Genomic DNA, 17,734 nt, shown 5'->3' with positions numbered 1-17,734 from the left:
GCCATGGACGTCATCACCTCCCACCTGGGCGTCTTCGGCCACGGCCTGCTGGTCTCCCTCGAACTGAGCGGCTCCACCTTCCTGGGCGCGGGCCTGCTCGGGCTGCTCCTGGCGTGCTGCCGGATCAGCCCGGTGCTCCCGCTGCGCGTCCTGGGCTGGGGGTACGTCGCGGTGCTGCGCAGCGTGCCGCTCCTGGTCCTGCTGACGCTGTTCGTGTTCGGGCTGCCCGAGATCGGCATGGTCTACTCGCTGTTCTGGACCGCGGTCACGGCGATGAGCCTGTACTGGGCGGCCTTCTTCTGCGAGGCGATCAGGTCGGGTGTGCGGTCGGTGCCGGTCGGCCAGATCGAGGCGGGCCGGGCGCTGGGCCTGTCGTTCCTCCAGGTGCTGCGGCTGGTGGTGCTGCCGCAGTCCTTCCGGTCCATGGTCCAGCCGCTCGCGTCGCTGCTCATCGCGGTGACGCTCAACTCCTCCCTCGCCTCGGCCGTCGGGGTCACCCAGGAGCTGACCGGACAGACCGAACTCCTCGACCAGCAGTACGCGCAGCCGCTGGTGACCTTCGGTGCCGCCGCGCTGTGCTACGTGGCCGTGACCCTGCTGATCGGACGGCTGGCGGCCGTCACCGAGCGGAAGTTGACGGTGGTGCGATGAAGCGGACCGTATCCGCGCCGGCGGTCCCGGGCGGAGGACCGGACACCGGCGGAGGGCCGGGCAGCGGCGGAGGGCCGGGCGGCGGTGGGGCTGGCACCGGCGGGGCGGCCGCGCCCGTCGGCCGTCCCGGGCCGTCGCTGCGGGAGCGGCTGGCCGCGTGGAGCGACGCGGACGGGGGCTCGCTCTTCGACCCGCCCGGCCCGCGCGGCCGGGCCCGTATCGCCGTCGCCACGGTGGTCTCGCTGCTGGTGGCCGCCGCGCTGGTCTGGCTGGCGGTACGGCAGTTCGCCCGGCACGGCCAGCTCGACGCGGCGAAGTGGAACCTGTTCACCCAGCAGGCCGTGATCCGCTACCTGCTCACCGGGCTGTGGGCGACGGTCAGGGTCACGCTGGTCAGCGCGGCGATCGCGCTGCCCTGCGGCGCCCTGCTCGCCCTCGGCCGCCTGGCCCGCAACCGTCCGGTGAAGTGGCTGGCCGGGCTGTACGTCGAGACGATGCGGGCCGTCCCGCTGCTGCTGCTGATCTACGCGTTCCTGTTCGGCCTGCCCAGCGCGGGCGTCCGGCTGCCGCTGTTCTGGCAGCTCGTGTGGCCGATCGTGATCACCAACGCCGCGGTGTTCGCCGAGATCTTCCGGGCCGGCGTCCGCTCGCTGCCGCGCGGGCAGACCGAGGCGGCCTACGCGCTCGGGCTCCGCTACTGGCCGACGATGCGGCTGGTGGTCCTGCCGCAGGCGATCCGCGCCACCGCGCCCTCGCTGATCGGCCAGTTGGTCCGCCTGCTCAAGGACAGCACCCTCGGCTACGTCGTCAGCTTCCTCGAACTGCTCAACTCCGCGAAGGTGCTGGGCGAGTACGACCACACCATCGTGCAGAGCTACCTGGTCGTCGCGGCGGTCTACGTCGTCGTCAACTCCGTGCTCGCCGGTGCGGCCGGGCTTCTGGAACGGCGGCTGGGTCCCGCCCGGCGCCGGCGCCGGCACCGTCCCGCCACCGTCCGCCGGACCGCGGCGCCGGCCTGAGCGCCGGCACCCGAAGGGGCCGCCGCCGGACCCGGACCGGAGCGCGGCCCCACCCCCTCCGGCCCCCTCCTCCCGCCCCGTCCTCCAACCCCGCCCTCCGGTCCCCGGCCGGCCGGCGCGGTGCCCCCGCCTGCGCCTCCCCCGGCCGGGTCGCGGCCGGGTCGCGGCCGGGCGGCACGGTCCTCCCCCACCCGTGACCGCCCGGCCGGCACCTCCGGCGCCGGACCACCGGTCCGCGACGCGGCGGTGCGCGGGCCGATCGCCCCGGTCCGTGCCGTGGGCCGGCGAACGATGCCGTCTCCCAGAGAAAGTTGGATCCGCCCATGTGCCGACTGATGGCCGCCGTCGCCCGCAGTCCCCGCCCGCTCGACGACCTGTTCGCCGAGGACCTCGACCCCTTCGTCTCGCTCGCGTGCGAGCACAGCCACGGCTGGGGCGTCGCCTCGATCACCCGGCACGGCACCGTCGGATTCGTCAAGGAACCGGAGCGCGCGGACGAGAGCGCCTGGTTCCACGGGCTGATGGTGGACCGGACCACGGACGCGGCGCTGCTGCACCTGCGCATGGCCAGCCCCCAGTACCCCGTGGTGTACGGCAACACCCACCCCTTCGGCGACCGGCGGACGGCCTTCGTGCACAACGGCGACTTCCACCCGGCGGGCTGCCTGGACGACCTGATCGGCGCGCCGCTGCTGGCCACGGTGGAGGGCGAGACCGACAGCGAGCGGTACTACCTGGCGGTCCGGCGCCGTATCGACGACGGGGTGCCGCCGCCCAAGGCCATCGCGGAGACCGCGGCCGCCATACGGGCCCGATGTACCCGGTTCGCCAGCCTGAACTGCATGCTGCTCACCCCCGAGGCGGTGTTCGCGTACACCTCGCACGACCCGTACGGCGAGGTGATCGGACGCCGGGGCGCGGGCTACTTCTCGCTGAGCTACCGGGTGGACCCGGACAAGGTCCTGGTCGCCTCCGCCGGCTGGCCCCAGGACCCGCCGCGGTGGTCGGCGCTCCCCGAGGGCCATGTGCTGGAGATCAGCCGCGGCGGCCTGGCCGTCACGGTCCACCCCTTCTGAACGGTCCTGTTCCGAACGGATCCTGCCAGGGGGGCCACGATGTTCCCCGGCACGGCCTGACCTTGTTCCGGTTCCGCCGCGCGCGCAGGGTGGACGGGTCGGGAGGCGGCAGCGCGGTCGCGCACCGCGGCCGCGCCGTACCTCCGCCTCCCCGCGCAGCGAGAGGACCCCACCATGTCCCATTCCGGCATCCTCGCCGGCAAGGTCATCGTCGTGACCGGGGCCAGTTCCGGCATCGGATACGAGGCGGCACGGCTGTTCGGCCGGGAGGGCGCCTCGGTCGTGGTCACTGCCCGGTCGAAGGAGCCGCTGGAGGCGCTGGTCGCGGCACTGGAGGCGGACGGGACGCCGGCGCGCCACGTCACCGGGGACGTCACCAGCGCGGCGGACGCCGAGCGGCTGGTGGACACCGCCGTCGGCGCCTTCGGCCGGCTGGACGGCGCGCTGAACAACGCTGGCGTGACGCAGGGCGGCGGCCTGACCGCCGACGTGACCGAGGAGACCTTCGACCGGGTCCTCGCCACCAACCTCAAGGGCGTGTGGCTGGGCATGCGGGCCCAGATCCGCGCGATGCTCGCCGCCGGAAACGGCGGTGCGATCGTGAACACCAGCAGCATCGGCGGGGTGCGCCTGCCGATGGCCGGCCAGGCGGTCTACGGCGCCGCCAAGCACGGCGTCATCGGCCTGACGAAGGGCGCGGCCCGCGACTACGGCCCCCAGGGGCTGCGGATCAACGCGATCGCGCCCGGCACCACCGACACCGCGATGATCACCGCGTGGAAGCGGCGGGAGCCGTCGATCGAGGCACGGCTGGACGAGGCGACCCCGCTGGGCCGTGGCGGCCGCCCCTCGGAGGTGGCCGAGGCAGCCGCCTGGCTGCTGAGCGACCGTGCGTCCTACGTGACGGGGGCGGTCCTCGGCGTGGACGGCGGCATGGCCGCGTAGGGACCTGCGAGCGGGGGCTTGGCGGGTTGGCCCCCCGACGGGCGGGCGGACCGGGCGCCGAGCGGGTCGACCCAGCGACGGGGCGGGCGGACCGGGCGCCGAGCGGGTCGACCCAGCGACGGGGCGGGCGGACCGGGTGTCGCCGGGCGAGTTGACCCAGCGACGGGGCGGGCGGACCGGGTGTCGCCCCGGGTCGGGGAGTATGACGGTGGAAGGACAGGAGGCGTCTCGATGAGCGACGAAGAAGTGGCCCGGTGCCTGCGGTCGTGGCGCGACCGGCTGACCCCGGCGGAGGCGGGCCTGCCGCCGGGCGGATCACGGCGGGCCCGCGGCCTGCGGCGGGAGGAGGTCGCCGCGCTGGCGGGCATCTCCGTCGACTATCTGGCGCGGGTCGAGCAGGGCCGCGTGCGGCCCCCGTCCCCCTCGGTCCTCGGCTCGCTGTCCCGCGCGCTGCGGCTGACGCGGGCCGAACGCGACCACCTGTTCCGTGCGGCCGGGCACCTGCCCCCGGCGGCGGGGCAGATCGACCGCCACCTCTCCCCCGGCGTCCAGCGCATCCTGGACCGGCTGGCCGACACCCCGGTGATGGTCATCGACGCCGCCTGGCAGATCATCAGCGTCAACCACCCCGCGACCGCGCTGCTGGGCCACTCCCCACACGCCTCGGGCCGGGAACGCAACCTGCTGTGGCGCCACTTCTGCGGCCCGCCGACCAGGATCGTGTACAGCGCGGACGAGGAGGACGCCTTCCGGCGGGAGGCCGTCGCCGACCTGCACCACGCGGTCGGGCTCTTCCCCCACGACCCGAAGCTGGCGGGTCTCGTCGACGACCTGTGCCGGGAGAGCGGCGCGTTCGCCCGGCTCTGGGAGGGCCGTCCGGTCGCGGCGCGCACCGACGGCCGCAAGACCGTCGCCCATCCCGAGGTCGGCCTGGTCACGCTCGACTGCGACGTGCTGACCGTCGCGGACAGCAACGCCCGGCTGGTCGTCTACACCGCGCGGCCCGGCTCCCCCGACGCGGACGCGCTGGCCCTGGTCTCGTCTCTCGGCCACCAGGAGATCTCCGGCTGAGCCGTGCCGGGGCGTGCCCCCGGTCATGTCCCGTCCGAGGCGGTGCGGAACCGTCGGTCATCGGCTGCCCGGCCAACGCCCCCGGGCAGGAGGCCACGGACCCACGATTCCCGTGTGGCTCACGTGTGACGCAGGAACGCGGCGAGCAGGGCGGCGGTGCGCACCGGGTGGGTGATCGGCGGGGTGTGGCCGGCCCCTTCGATCAGGTGGGCGGGCACTGCGGCGGGCAGCGCGGCGGCGAGGGCCCGGCCGGCGCCGACCGGGATGGGCAGGTCGTCGGTGCCGTGGATGACGGTGGCCGGCGCGGTCACCTCGGCCAGCCGCGGGAGGATGTCGTCCACGCCCATCAGGGTGCCGACCGCGGTGCTCAGCCGGCGGGGCGGCTGGCGCCGCAGCCGTTCCAGCCAGCTCGCGGCGGCCGGCTGGTCGGGGCCGAGCAGGAGCCGCAGCACGGCGGCGCCGGTGGCGGTGACCGGGTCAGGGACCGCGCCGGGGGCGGGGGCACCGTCGAGGGTGGCGTCGAGGTCGTGATCGGCGTCGGCACCGAGGTCCGCGCCCGCGCCCGCGGCGAATCCGTCGCGGATCTGCGCCATCCGGCCCAGCGCCTCCCCGGGAAACGCGGTCGCCGCGGTGTCGATCAACGTCAGCGACCGCACCGCAGCCGGTCGCAGCAGCGCCGCCCGCAGCGCGGTGAACCCGCCCTGGGAGTGCCCGACAAGGTGGGCGGACCGGACGCCCGCGCCCTCCAGCACCGCGAGCGCGTCCCGCGCGGCGGTCCAGTAGGTGAACGGTTCGCCGCTGTCCTCGGTGGCGCCGTGCAGCCGGAAGTCGAAGCGGATGCAGCGGTACCCCGCCAGTTCGGCGACCACCCCGTCCCACATCGTGTGGTCCATCAGGTTCCCGTGCAGGAAGAGCACGGCGGGCCCGCTGCCCCCGGAGTCGGCGACCCGCAGGCGTGCGTCGCCGGAAATAGTGATCGTCATCATGGTCCTTTCAGGACGGCTCGCTTCCAGTACAACGTCGCCTGGCCGCTCCGACGAGGTAGTTTGTCGACCTGTGGTGGTAAAAAATGGTCAACCGGTGCTCGGTGTCGGATACGCGGCGGCGGGGACGGCGGCGTCGGTCCCGATCGAGGTGCGCCGCTTTCCGGCGACACCGGTGCTGGCCGGGCCGGTGTCCCGGCAGCCGGTGCGGCCGGACTTCCACGTCGTCGGGCTGGTCACGGGCGGGTCGGGGCGGCACGAGATCGACTTCCGGCCGGCCCGGCTGGCGGCGGGAGCGGTGTTCTGGGTACGGCCGGGGCAGGTCCACCACGTCGTGGACCACGCCGGCCTGCACGGCGTTCTGCTGCTGTTCACCGGAGACGTCCTGGTCCCGGGCACCACGGTGGCCGCCTTCGCGGACAGCGCCGCCCGGGCCGCGCAGGCCGCACAGGCATCGCAGTGGCGGGCCGATCCGCGCGACGCCCTCACCCGGATCGGGATCGAGCACCTGGAAGTGCTGCTCGCGCGCGGTCCGGACCGCCGTGACGCCGCCGACGCGCTCCGGCTCGCGTTGGCCCCACTGGTGGGCGCGGCGCCGCGGGTGGCGGCCGGGCCGCACGGCCCGCCGGAGGTCTTCACGCGCTTCGCGGCAGCCGTGGAGGCCGGCTACGCCCGCCACCACCACGTCCTCGACTACGTGCCCGAGGTGCACGCCAGCGCACGCACCATCGACCGGGCCGTACGCCAGGTCACGGGCGGCAGCGCCAAGCGCTTCCTGGACGACCGGATCGCCCTGGAGGCACGGCGCCGGCTCACCACCTCCGACACGACCGTGGCGGCCCTCTCCCAGCGGCTCGGATTCGTGGACGCCTCCAACTTCGTCAAGTTCTACCGCCGCATGACCGGCCGGACCCCGGGCGCCGACACCGCGCCGCCCCTCACCAGCGACGGCTGACAGCAGCGGGACACCGCCGTCCGGCAGGCCCGCCCGGCTTCGCGGTGCGACTGCCCGGGGTGCTTGGATGAACGGAACACCGCGAAGGGGAGGGACCGTTGTCGAGTGCGGCGGGGGCAGGGGAGACGGACGCGTTCGCCACGCTCCTGCGCGAACTCAAGGACCGGTCGGGCCTGAGCTACGGGGCGCTGGCCAAGCGGCTGCACCTGAGCACCTCGACCCTGCACCGCTACTGCAACGGGACCGCCCTTCCCAACGACTACGCCCCGGTCGAACGCCTCGCCCGTGCCTGCCGCGCCACACCGCGGGAACTCGTCGAACTGCACCGCCGCTGGATCCTCGCGGACGCCGCCCGCGCCACCAGGAGCGCCCCGGCGGCGCCGCACGAGCGCAGCACGGACGTCCCGGCGGACGATCCGACCCACGACGAGGCGGACGACACGGCAGACGATCGTGCGGGCGAGCCGGCGGACGGCCCTGCGGCGGACCGACCGCATGCGCCCACCCGGTCCGCCGTGCCCACCGGACCGGACTCCACCACCTCCCCCACCACGTCTGCCGGTCCCGGCACTCCCCCGGATTCGCCCGCACCGTCCGAGCCGTCCGAACCCGTCGTCGAGCGACTGCTCCCCGGCCCCCTCTCGCCGCGGCGCCGCCGCACCGCCCTGATCGCCTCCGCCACGGCCGCCGTCCTCCTCGCGGCCACCACGTTCCTCACCCATCCCTGGACCGGCACCGGCCACGACTCCCGGGACCAGCAGGCCGGCGCCACATCTCCCAGCACCGCGGCCGACGCCGAACCGCCCTCCGCCACCCCGTCCCCGACCGGACAGCGCCACTCCCCCTCCGCCTCGGCATCCGCCACCGGTACGGGCACGGGCACGACCGGCGCTCCCTCGGCCGGTCCGGGACGGAATGCCGCACTCCCTCCCACCGGCAGCACCGGCAACGCCGCCCCGCTCACCGTCGGCACCCGCCCCTACGTCTACGACAGCCCCTGTAGCCAGCACTTCCTCGTCGACAGCGCGCCCGCCCAGGTCGGTCCGCCGGCGAACGAGCAGGACGCGCCCCGCTGGGCCGCCGCGTACGGCGCGGTCTCCTCGGACGAGCAGCGCGTCGCCCTCACCGTCCAGGGCACCGGCGCGGAGACCGTCGTCCTGGAGGCCCTGCACGTCCGCGCCCTCACCAAGGACGCGCCCCTCGCCTGGAACGACTACTCCATGGGGGTCGGGTGCGGCGGCGGCGTCGACTCCAAGTCCTTCGACATCGACCTGGACGACGGCAGCCCCACCGTCACCGTGAAGAACGGCCAGCGCGACTTCCCCTACAAGGTCAGCGAGTCCGACCCCGAGGTCTTCTACGTCACCGCCCACACCAAGGCGCACGACGTCCGCTGGGACCTGAGCCTGGACTGGTCCAGCGGCAACCGCCACGGCACCGTCCGCATCGACGACGACGGTCTCCCGTTCCGCACCAGCGCCGACGTCGACCGTCCCGGCTACGACTACCCGCTCGGCGGCAGCGACTGGATCACGCGCGACAACTGACCGGCGCCCCTCCTCCCGTCCCCACACCCGAACCCTCGAACACCCCGGCCCCTTCTCCCCGTTCACCAGCCGACTCGGCGCCACGGCTCCCCCGTTCTCGCCATCGCCCCACGGACAACACCGGGCACATCCGCCCCCACAGCGGGCGGGAAGCCGCCCGTCGCACCCCTTCACCACCCCCGGGGATTGGTCTGGACTATTGACAGGTTCAGACCATTTCCGTTTGAGTGCTGATCCCCGGTCCCACTTCTCACCCCCACAGGGAGTGGTCACGTGTCGAGACAACGGTTCATCGCCTTCCTCACCGCGCTCGCCGTCGCGGTCGGCCTGGCAGTCCTGGTCCCCTTCGCATCCACCGCCTCGGCCACGGACTGCGCGGCCGCCTGGAGTTCCTCCTCCGTCTACACCGGCGGCCAGACCGCCTCCTACAACGGGCACAACTGGTCGGCGAAGTGGTGGACCCAGGGCGAGACGCCCGGCGCCGCCGACGTCTGGGCCGACCAGGGCGGCTGCGGCACCTCCAGCGGCGGCACCGGCGGCTCGACCGGAGGCAGCTCCAGTTGCAGCTACCCCGCCTGGGTCGCCGGCAAGAGCTACGTCACCGGTGACATCGTGCAGTACAGCAACGGCAGCGACTACATCGCCACCCACGACAACCCGGGCTACGACCCGACCATCAGCACCTGGTACTGGAGCCCGTACACCTGCTCCGGCGGTGGCGGCACCACGCCTCCGAGCAACGGCGGATTCGTCGTCAGCGAGGCCCAGTTCAACAGCATGTTCCCGAGCCGGAACCCCTTCTACACCTACGCCGGCCTCACCGCGGCCCTGAGCGCCTACCCGGGCTTCGCCACCACCGGCAGCGCCACCGTCCAGAAGCAGGAGGCCGCGGCCTTCCTGGCCAACGTCAGCCACGAGACCGGCGGGCTCGTCTACATCGTCGAGCAGAACACCTCCAACTACTCGCACTACTGCGACACCAGCCAGCCCTACGGATGCCCGGCCGGCCAGTCCGCCTACTACGGCCGCGGTCCGATCCAGCTGAGCTGGAACTTCAACTACAAGGCGGCCGGTGACGCGCTCGGCATCGACCTCCTCGACAACCCCAACCTGGTGCAGACCGACCCGGCCGTCGCCTGGAAGACCGGCCTCTGGTACTGGGACACCCAGACCGGACCGGGCACCATGACCCCGCACAACGCCATGGTCAACGGCGCCGGCTTCGGCGAGACCATCCGCAGCATCAACGGCAGTGTCGAGTGCAACGGCGGCAACCCGGCCGAGGTCCAGGACCGCGTCAACGCCTACGAGAACTTCACCTCGATCCTCGGCGTCCCCGCCGGAAGCAACCTCTCCTGCTGACCCGCTCCCTGCCCCACCCGCGCCTCGCGCACTGACGCGCCCCGCCCCCGGCGGGGCGCGTCGGCGTGTGACGGCGACGAACGGCCGCCGCACGCACAAGGCCGCCGCCACCGTCAGCGCCGGCCACACCGACGACAACCCGCCCGCGTGCTCGCGCAGTTGCGCGTACGACACGACGGAGAACACGATCCAGGGGAGAAGGCCCCACAACTGGTCCATGGCCGGCCGTCCTTTCCGTTCCTCCGCATATCCGCGGTCCGGCGGGAAATCCCCGCCGCTCGGAAATGTACGACGGGGGACGGGATCCTGTCCTCCACCCCCGGGTTTATTTCACGGGTGGAGAAATTCGCCGTCCACACTCCACCCGTGGATGGATGACACCGCTCTCCGCAGGTCGTAGCCTCGACGAAGACGAGGTCGGGGCAGGCGCGTTCGGCAGGGAACCGCCGCCGTTTCCCCTCCTCTCAGTGTCTCCTCACGCGAGCAACGAAATGCGAGGCCGTCATGTCCATGAATATCGAACAGAACCACCACGCGCCCGGCGGACGGAGTTCCTCCGCCCAGACGACGTCATTCCACCGGTGCCGGTCCCAGGACTCGCGGCGCCACCACCACCGGTCCGCGCACGGTCTTCCCGCATTCCCGCGCGGGCCGGCCGGAATCGGTGCCGCCCACCGCCGCCCGCATTCCCCCACCCGCCACTGCGGCTCTTCCCGCGGGAGATGGGAGAGGTGAGAGAGGTGGGAGAGGTGAGCGAGAAGCCGGGGGGACACGACGTGCAGTCATGACCGGCCTCCGGCGCCCCGGCGGCGGCCGCACACCCGTGACGGGTGGGAGCAGACGGGCCGTTGGGGCGGGTCGGACCGGCCTTGCGTCCCGGTTGGGTAACGGGCGGGCGGTGCGCGGGGTTCGTCCCTAGTCTGACGGTCCACCGGGCCCGCCAGGGGGGCGCCCGGGATCGACCAGGGGACGACAGGGACACCATGAATCGCTTTCGCATGCTCGCCGCCGGAGCCGTGGCCGGGGCCGCCGTCACCGGGGCGGTGCTCGCGCCGACACCGGCGAGCGCGTCGACCGGTTCCGTGCATGTGCACAAGATCTACTACAACAGCCCGGGCGTGGATCGGCGCACGAACACCAGCCTCAACGCGGAGTACGTCCAGATAGCGAACACCACCGGCAAGTCGGCGAACTTGAAGGGGTGGACGATAACGGATGCGTCGAAGCACAAGTACACCTTCACCACTTACACACTCGGCGCTCACAAAACCGTGACCATACACACCGGCAAAGGCCGGAACACGGCGGCGAACCGGTACCAGGGGCGTTCCGCGTACGTCTGGAACAACGACAAGGACACGGCGACGCTGAGGTCCTCGAAGGGAACCAAGATCGACAGCTGCTCCTACCACTCGACGCGTGTCGCCTCCATCATGTGCTGACGCGATCGGCGGCCTCGCGGAGCCCGTACGACGGGCTACCGGGAGGGCGGTCGGCCGCGGTGGCGGTCGGCCGCCTTCCGCCGTTCTCGGGGGGACCTTTGGTACCCATGCCCCACCAAAGCCGCAAAGGAGAGGGATGATCGACAGCGCGTAAGCAGGTATTTGACACACCGTGAAATCGACTCGTACAGTCATCCTCCGTCAACTCCGAGTAATTCCCACGCCAAGCACGACACGGAGCGGAATTTCCGTTTTGGCGCGTTCGGAGAGCCGTGACCGCCCCGCCCGCACGGGGAGACGGCTTCCACTGGCCATCGACGCACGCGCCGACAACGGAGACTGAGGGACGGGGATGCACGGTGAGTAGCCGGCGGCAGCGCGAGCCGCGGAAAAAGCCGCGGAACCAGTCCTTCGAAGGACGCTACATCTGGCACTCCGCCGCGGACGACCGGCAGTTGGCCGACGCCTGCGTGGATGTGCAGGCCGGCCGCTACCTGAGCGCATCCGAGGCCCTGCGTTCGGCCGCGGACGACTTCGGCTTACGCGCGCACCGCTCGCTGGTGCTCGCCTCCGAGGCGTGGGACTCGGATCTGACAGAGCGTTGGGTCGCCGAGGAGCCGTGCGCCGAGTCGGCGCTGCTGTGGGCCCGGGTCGCCGTCCTGCGGGCGGTGCGCGCCGCGGAGACCGGGGACGACCGCGCCACCGCCCTGTCCAGGATCGCCCTGAGCGCCTGCCAGCAGGCGGCCGACCACGCGCCGCAGGACCCGACCCCGTGGGTGGCCCAGCTCTCGCTGTCCCGCTTCCACCGTTCCTTCGACCCCGCCCCGCAGGGGTTGTTGACCGCACCGTCCGGCCCCTGGCGGCTGCTGTCCCACATCCTGCGGCTCGACCCCTGGAACCGTGAGGCGCACCACCGCTTCCTGTCCATCTACTTCCCCCGCAACGGCGGCAAGGCGTCCGAGGTCTGGGACGTGGCCGCGTTCCTGAGTCAGCGGGCCCCCAGCGGATCGCCCCTGTCGCTGCTCCCGCTGGTGGCCCTGGTCGAGAACTACAACCCGTCGGCCCCGCTCGCGTACAAGATGTGGGAGCAACCGCCGTGGAGCACAGCGGCGTTGAGCATCTACCACAAGTGGCTCCCACACGTGCCGGGTTACCGGTTCACGCCGGTGGTGGACCTGTCGTACCTCGCGCACGCGCTGGTCATGGCGCGCAAGGAGTTCGAGGCGCGGGCGGCCTTCATGCTGATGGGCCCCTACGCCTCCCGCATGCCCTGGAGCGCGTTCGGCGCCCCGGAGGAACAGCTCACGAAGGCTCGGGAGACGTGCGGTCTCACGGTGCCCGGCGGTTCGTGAGCCAGACCGTACCGGTCGACGGAATCCCACCAGAATGGACGGTTCGCATGCCCGACCCCACACTGACCGGCCGCACCAGGAGAACGGAACACGCGCCGCCGGTCGCCCTCGACGACGACGCCACGCTGCACGCGATGGGCTATCCGCGCAAACTCACCCGGCGATTCCGGGCGTTCGACAACTTCGCGATCTCTTTCACCATCATCAACATCATATCCGGCATCTTCTCCGCCTTCGGGATGGGCATGGCCGGAGGCGGTCCGCGCATCCTGATCTTCGGCTGGATCGGCGTGTCGGTGATGGTGCTCTTCATCGGCGCCGCCATGGGTGAGATCGCCTCCGCCTACCCGACCAGCGGCGCGCTGTACTTCTCCGCCGGCAAGCTCGCCAGGCGGCACAGCGGCGCCTGGTCCTGGTACACCGGCTGGCTCAACTTCATCGGCCAGGTCGCGGGCACCGCCGCCACCGACTACGCGGCCGCGACGTTCATCCAGTCCTACATCGCCATGCAGTGGGACTACACGCCCACCCTCAGGAAGACCGTGCTGATCACCGCGGCCGTCCTGCTGGTCCACGCGCTGCTCAACACGTACACGGTCCGGCTGGTCGCCGTCATCAACCGGATCTCCGTGTGGTGGCTGATCGTCGGCCTGCTGGTGATCGTGATCTCGCTGGTCTCGGTGCCCTCCCACCACCAGCACGCGGGTTACGCGTTCCACTACGCCAACACCACCGGCTTCCACAGCGCGGTCTACGCGGGGCTGCTCGGCCTGCTGGTCACGAGTTGGACCTTCACCGGCTTCGACGGCAGCTTCCACATGTCCGAGGAGACCGTCCAGGCCACCGTCAACGCGCCCAAGGGCATCGTGCGCGCCATCGGCTACTCGGCGCTCACCGGGCTGATCCTCATGGTCGCCCTGGTCTACTCGATCCGCGACTACGCCGCAGAGGTCTCCTCGGCCGCCCCGCCGGTGCAGATCCTGCTCGACGCGCTCGGCCAGGGCCTGTCCAAGGCGATCCTGGTCATCATCATCGGCTCGATGCTCTTCTGCGGGCTGGCCAACATGACCTCCAACACCCGCATGATCTTCGCCTTCTCCCGTGACGGCGCCATGCCCGGCTCGCGGCTGTGGCACTCGGTCTCCCCGCGCACCCGCACGCCCGTCAAGGCCGTCTGGCTCGCCGCCGCCTCGTCGCTGGTGCTGGTGCTGCCGGGCTGGTGGTCGCACACCGCCTTCAGCGCGGTGGTCAGCGTCAACGTGGTGGGGCTGTTCCTCTCCTACGGCATCCCGATCTTCCTGCGGCTGCGGCTGAAGGACGAGTTCCAGGCCGGCCCGTGGCACCTGGGCCGCTGGAGCAGGCCCGTCGGTGTCGTCGCCGTGCTGTGGATCATCACCAGCAACGTGCTGTTCATGCTCCCGCAGGCCACCCCGATCACCGCGAGCACGTTCAACTACGCGCCGATCGCCCTCGCGGTGGTCCTGGTGATCGCGACCCTGTGGTGGTTCGCCACCGCCCGCAAGTCCTTCCACGGACCGGTCAGTTACGGCGGTCCCGACGAGGTGGCGGCGATGGATCTGGTCTGAGCGGCCCCGGTCCGCACGGCAGCGGTCCCGGTCCGCACGGCACCGGCACCGGCACCGGCACCGGCACGAGAACGACCCGCCCGCGCGACACCGGTCGCCCCGGAAGGCACGGCACCGGGCAGGAGCCCGACGGACGACCGGCACCCTGCCGGCGGAAGGAGCGGAACGCATGCGGAACGACCTCATCGTCACCCAGGCGACGGCTGCCGAGTGGGACGAGATCGTGGCGTGGACCGCCGACGAGGGCTGGAACCCCGGCCACGGCGACGCGGCCCACTTCCTCCCCAGCGATCCGGCCGGTTTCCTCGTCGGGCGGCTGGGCGGCCGCGTGGTGTCGGCCGTCTCCGTCGTCGTGTACTCCCCGGCGTACGCGTTCCTCGGCTACTACCTGGTGCACCCCGAACACCGCGGCACCGGCCTGGGCCTGACGACCTGGAACGCGGCGCTGCCCCGCGCCCGGGGCCGCGTGATCGGCCTCGACGGCGTGCCGGCCCAGCAGGCCGCCTACGCGCGCGCCGGCTTCCTCCCGGCGTACCGCAACGTGCGCCACACCGGCCGTCCCCGGACGGCCGGTGCGGCGGCGGACCCGGCCGCGGCCCTGGCGGTGGCACCGCACCACCACCGGGCGATCGCGGCGTACGACCGCGGCTGCTTCCCGGCCGCCCGCCCCGAGTTCGTCGCGCGCTGGCTCACCGGCGACGGCCACACCGCCCGGGTGCTGCTCGGCGCGGACGGCGGTGTCCGCGGGTACGGCGTGATCCGGCCGGCCCACCAGGGCCACCGCATCGGCCCGCTGTTCGCCGACAGCCCCGAGGAGGCCGGCGTCCTCTTCGACGCGCTCGTCGCCACGCTGCCGCCCGGCGCCGAGGTGGCCATCGACATCCCGGACCTGTACCCGGCCGCCGCGAAGCTCGCCGCCGACCGGGGCCTGAGCGCCACGTCGGAGTGCCTGCGGATGTACACCGGCCAGGCCCCGGCCAGCCGGGTCGACGCGGTCTACGGCACCACGACGCTCGAACTCGGCTGACGGTGAGGATGTGACGTGGTGACGCTGCTGGTGGGTCTGACCCCTCGGCTGACTGACGTCTCGACTGTCCTGTTTGGGATGTGTCGGCCCATCCGGGCGTCACCACGCACGCGGCCGGACGGGCGCTTGTGACTTCATAGGAGCTTGTCGCATAAGCCCCGTCACTGTCTTGTCCACCCGCCCGACCGGCGCGTGCCGCCCTCGTCGGTACGGATACGCAAGGACGGACATGACCAGCATGACGCACGACGGGCCGCGGATCACCGGCGGAGTCGACACCCACGGCCTGACCCACCACGCGGCCGTGATCGACTCCATCGGCCGGCACCTGGCCGATCGCGAGTTCGAGGCCACCATCCGCGGCTACCGGTACCTGCTGGACTGGATGCGCTCGCACGGCGACCTGGTCGCGGTCGGCGTCGAGGGCACCGGTGCCTACGGCGCCGAGCTCGCCCGCGTGCTGACCGCCGCCGGGGTCACCGTCTTCGACGTAGACCGGCCAGACCGCAAGACACGGCGGATGAAGGGCAAGTCCGACCCGATCGACGCCTATGCCGCCGCAACGGCCGTGCTCTCGGGCCGAGCCGCCGGCATCCCCAAGAGCCGGGACGGCGTGGTCGAGGCCGTGCGGGTCCTGCGACTCGCCCGCCGCAGCGCGGTCAAGGCCCGCACCCAGGCGATGAACCAGATCCGCGGCCTGCTGGTGTCGGCCCCCGCGATGCTGCGCGAGCAGGTCGCCGGTCTGGACCGGGCCGCGCTGATACGCACCCTGGCCCGGCTGCGACCCGGCGAGGACCTCTCGCGGCCGCTGGCGGCGACCCGGGGATCGTTGCGGCGCCTCGCCCGCCGTCTCCAGGCACTGGACACCGAGATCACCGAGCTGGACGCGGAGATCGGCCCGCTGGTCAAGCAGGCCGCCCCGCAGCTGCTGGAGCTGTTCGGGGTCGGGCCCGAGACCGCCGGCCAACTGCTCGCCTCCGCCGGGGACAACCCCGAACGAATGCGGTCGCAGGCCGCGTTCGCCCACCTGGCAGGAGTCGCACCGATCCCGGCGTCCTCCGGCCGCACACACCGCCACCGACTCAACCGCGGCGGCGACAGGGCCGCCAACAACGCCCTGCACACCATCGTCCTGACCCGCATGCGCTTCGACGAACGCACCCGCGCCTACGTCGAACGACGCACCAAGGAAGGGCTGAACAAGAAGGACATCATGCGCTGCCTCAAGCGATTCGTCGCCCGCGAGGTCTACCGCGCCCTGACCACCACACCAACGGAACGAATCACTCAAACCAACCTCGCACCGGCCGCTTGACAAGCATAGGAGCATCCGCGCGGTCCTACGGGACGATGCGCGACCGCAGCGCCACGAACGCCACCGCCGACGCGGCCACCAGCGCCGCGGAGGCGAGGAACACCGAGCCGGTGCCCGCCAGGCCGGCGAGCGCGCCGAGGGCCGCGGCGTCCACCGCCTGGGACAGGTCCATCGCCATGAAGAACGTCGAGTTCGCCAGCCCGCGCCGTGACTTGTCCGCCACCAGCACCGCCAGCGCGCTCATCCCGGGCTGGGCGGTGCCCATCCCCCAGCCGTAGCAGGCCCCGCCGGCCATGAGCACCGCCAGGTCCGGCGACCAGCGGACGAGCAGCAGCCCGGCCGCCACCGACAGGATGCCCGCGGTGATGGTCGGCGTCGTGCCGAACCGCCGTTGCAGCCGGCCCCCGGCGATGCGGGCCGCCGCGAGCATGATGCCGCTGGCGGTGAAGAACAGGCCGGAGTCGGCGATGCCGCGCCCTGTCGTGTACGCGGCCAGGAACGTGTTGACGGCCGCCACGCCCGACATGATGAAGAACATGATGGCCGCCGGGCGCGCCGCGTCCCGGTCCACCAGCCGGTTCCACCAGGGTTCGGGAGCAGCCCGCCCGGCCGCCGCACCGGACGCGACGGGAACCACCGGACCGTCCTCCGGAGCCGCGCCCACGACCGGCACCGCGCCCGCACCGGCGTCGGCCCCCGGGACGGCGCCCGCACCCGCGTCACCCGCGCCCTCGATCCCCCTGCCACTCCCGCTCCCGCTCCCAGCCCGCCGATGCTGCTTGGCGACCCGCCCGAGCGGCAGTCGGACCAGCAGGTTCACCCCGGCCAGCACGAACACGACCACGAACGCGGCCCGGTAGCCGTACGCGTTGACCACCGTCAGCGCCAGCCACGGCGCGAAGATCTGCGCCACGGTCTGCTCGATGCCCAGGTAGCCGATCCCCTCCGACATCCGGCTCTCGGGGATCAGGTCGGTGGCGAGCGTCATCACCGCGGTGCCGTTGAAGCTGAAGCCCAGCCCCTGCAACGCCCGCACGGCCAGCAGCAGCCACACGGGCAGCGCGAGGACGTACAGACCGGTCGCGACGAAGTACAGCACCGAACCGAGGAGCATGACGACGAACCGGCCGCGCGCGTCCACCAGCCGGCCCGACAGCGGCCTGACCACGAGCGCGGCGGCCATGTAGAACGTGGTGGTCAGGCCGGCCTCGGTGAGCGACAGGCCGTTGTGGAGGGCGTACAGCGGGACGACCGTGATCAGCATGTAGGTGCAGATCCGCAGCAGCCCGTTGGCCGTCATCAGGCTCACGAAGGGCAGGGTGAAGATCGGTTCCTGCCGTGGCCCGGCCACCGCGACGGGGGCGGTCGGCTCCGCGCTCGCGTCACTCACCCGTCCTCGCTGC

Annotated in this window: 15 protein-coding genes; 13 read left to right on the top strand and 2 right to left on the bottom strand. The window is 72.5% G+C overall.

What is annotated here, in order from left to right; genetic code table 11:
• Window positions 1-3: 3 nt before the first annotated feature.
• From RVR_RS26080 to RVR_RS26060, 5 genes are all read left to right on the top strand, one after another.
• Window positions 4-651 carry an amino acid ABC transporter permease gene (locus RVR_RS26080; protein ID WP_202236347.1) on the top strand — a complete coding sequence of 216 codons (648 nt, stop codon included), beginning with the start codon at window positions 4-6 and terminating at the stop codon, window positions 649-651.
• A complete protein-coding gene (locus RVR_RS26075) occupies window positions 648-1,670 on the top strand; it encodes an amino acid ABC transporter permease (RefSeq protein ID WP_202236346.1) in 1,023 nt (340 codons plus the stop codon). Before RVR_RS26080 ends, RVR_RS26075 begins: the two co-directional genes overlap by 4 nt.
• 323 nt (window positions 1,671-1,993) lie before the next feature.
• Window positions 1,994-2,746, top strand: a complete 753-nt coding sequence (locus RVR_RS26070) for a class II glutamine amidotransferase (RefSeq protein WP_202236345.1) — start codon at window positions 1,994-1,996, stop codon at window positions 2,744-2,746.
• A 174-nt stretch (window positions 2,747-2,920) separates the two neighbouring features.
• Window positions 2,921-3,691 carry an SDR family NAD(P)-dependent oxidoreductase gene (locus RVR_RS26065; RefSeq protein WP_202236344.1) on the top strand — a complete coding sequence of 257 codons (771 nt, stop codon included), beginning with the start codon at window positions 2,921-2,923 and terminating at the stop codon, window positions 3,689-3,691.
• Between the two features lie 231 nt (window positions 3,692-3,922).
• On the top strand, window positions 3,923-4,762 hold the full coding sequence (locus RVR_RS26060) for a helix-turn-helix transcriptional regulator (RefSeq protein WP_202236343.1): 840 nt from the start codon (window positions 3,923-3,925) through the stop codon (window positions 4,760-4,762).
• 119 nt (window positions 4,763-4,881) lie between these two features.
• Here RVR_RS26060 and RVR_RS26055 read toward each other — a convergent pair whose 3' ends face one another.
• A complete protein-coding gene (locus tag RVR_RS26055) occupies window positions 4,882-5,745 on the bottom strand; it encodes an alpha/beta fold hydrolase (protein ID WP_202236342.1) in 864 nt (287 codons plus the stop codon).
• A gap of 97 nt (window positions 5,746-5,842) precedes the next feature.
• On the opposite strand from RVR_RS26055, the gene RVR_RS26050 reads away from it, so the two are divergent.
• The 8 genes from RVR_RS26050 to RVR_RS26015 all read left to right on the top strand — a co-directional run bounded on the left by RVR_RS26050 (window position 5,843) and on the right by RVR_RS26015 (window position 16,331).
• Window positions 5,843-6,700: an AraC family transcriptional regulator gene (locus RVR_RS26050; RefSeq protein ID WP_202236341.1), complete on the top strand. Its 858-nt coding sequence runs from the start codon at window positions 5,843-5,845 to the stop codon at window positions 6,698-6,700.
• 98 nt (window positions 6,701-6,798) lie between these two features.
• Complete coding sequence (locus RVR_RS26045; protein WP_202236340.1) at window positions 6,799-8,247, top strand: helix-turn-helix domain-containing protein; 1,449 nt, start codon at window positions 6,799-6,801, stop codon at window positions 8,245-8,247.
• A gap of 273 nt (window positions 8,248-8,520) precedes the next feature.
• Complete coding sequence (locus tag RVR_RS26040) at window positions 8,521-9,609, top strand: glycoside hydrolase family 19 protein (RefSeq protein ID WP_237404966.1); 1,089 nt, start codon at window positions 8,521-8,523, stop codon at window positions 9,607-9,609.
• A 998-nt stretch (window positions 9,610-10,607) separates the two neighbouring features.
• Complete coding sequence (locus RVR_RS26035; protein WP_237404965.1) at window positions 10,608-11,051, top strand: lamin tail domain-containing protein; 444 nt, start codon at window positions 10,608-10,610, stop codon at window positions 11,049-11,051.
• A gap of 425 nt (window positions 11,052-11,476) precedes the next feature.
• Window positions 11,477-12,403: a hypothetical protein gene (locus RVR_RS26030; RefSeq protein ID WP_202239180.1), complete on the top strand. Its 927-nt coding sequence runs from the start codon at window positions 11,477-11,479 to the stop codon at window positions 12,401-12,403.
• Between the two features lie 134 nt (window positions 12,404-12,537).
• Window positions 12,538-13,989, top strand: coding sequence for an amino acid permease (locus RVR_RS26025; RefSeq protein ID WP_202239178.1), 1,452 nt, complete (start codon window positions 12,538-12,540; stop codon window positions 13,987-13,989).
• A 169-nt stretch (window positions 13,990-14,158) separates the two neighbouring features.
• Complete coding sequence (locus tag RVR_RS26020; protein ID WP_202236338.1) at window positions 14,159-15,016, top strand: GNAT family N-acetyltransferase; 858 nt, start codon at window positions 14,159-14,161, stop codon at window positions 15,014-15,016.
• Between the two features lie 229 nt (window positions 15,017-15,245).
• Window positions 15,246-16,331: an IS110 family RNA-guided transposase gene (locus RVR_RS26015; protein WP_202235658.1), complete on the top strand. Its 1,086-nt coding sequence runs from the start codon at window positions 15,246-15,248 to the stop codon at window positions 16,329-16,331.
• A 25-nt stretch (window positions 16,332-16,356) separates the two neighbouring features.
• Here RVR_RS26015 and RVR_RS26010 read toward each other — a convergent pair whose 3' ends face one another.
• Complete coding sequence (locus RVR_RS26010) at window positions 16,357-17,721, bottom strand: MFS transporter (RefSeq protein ID WP_202236337.1); 1,365 nt, start codon at window positions 17,719-17,721, stop codon at window positions 16,357-16,359.
• Window positions 17,722-17,734 lie beyond the last annotated feature (13 nt).

This window comes from Streptomyces sp. SN-593, assembly GCF_016756395.1.
Classification (GTDB): Bacteria; Actinomycetota; Actinomycetes; order Streptomycetales; family Streptomycetaceae; genus Actinacidiphila; species Actinacidiphila reveromycinica.
Note: the sequence above shows the minus strand (reverse complement) of the source record. Positions and strands in the feature narration are given on the sequence as shown.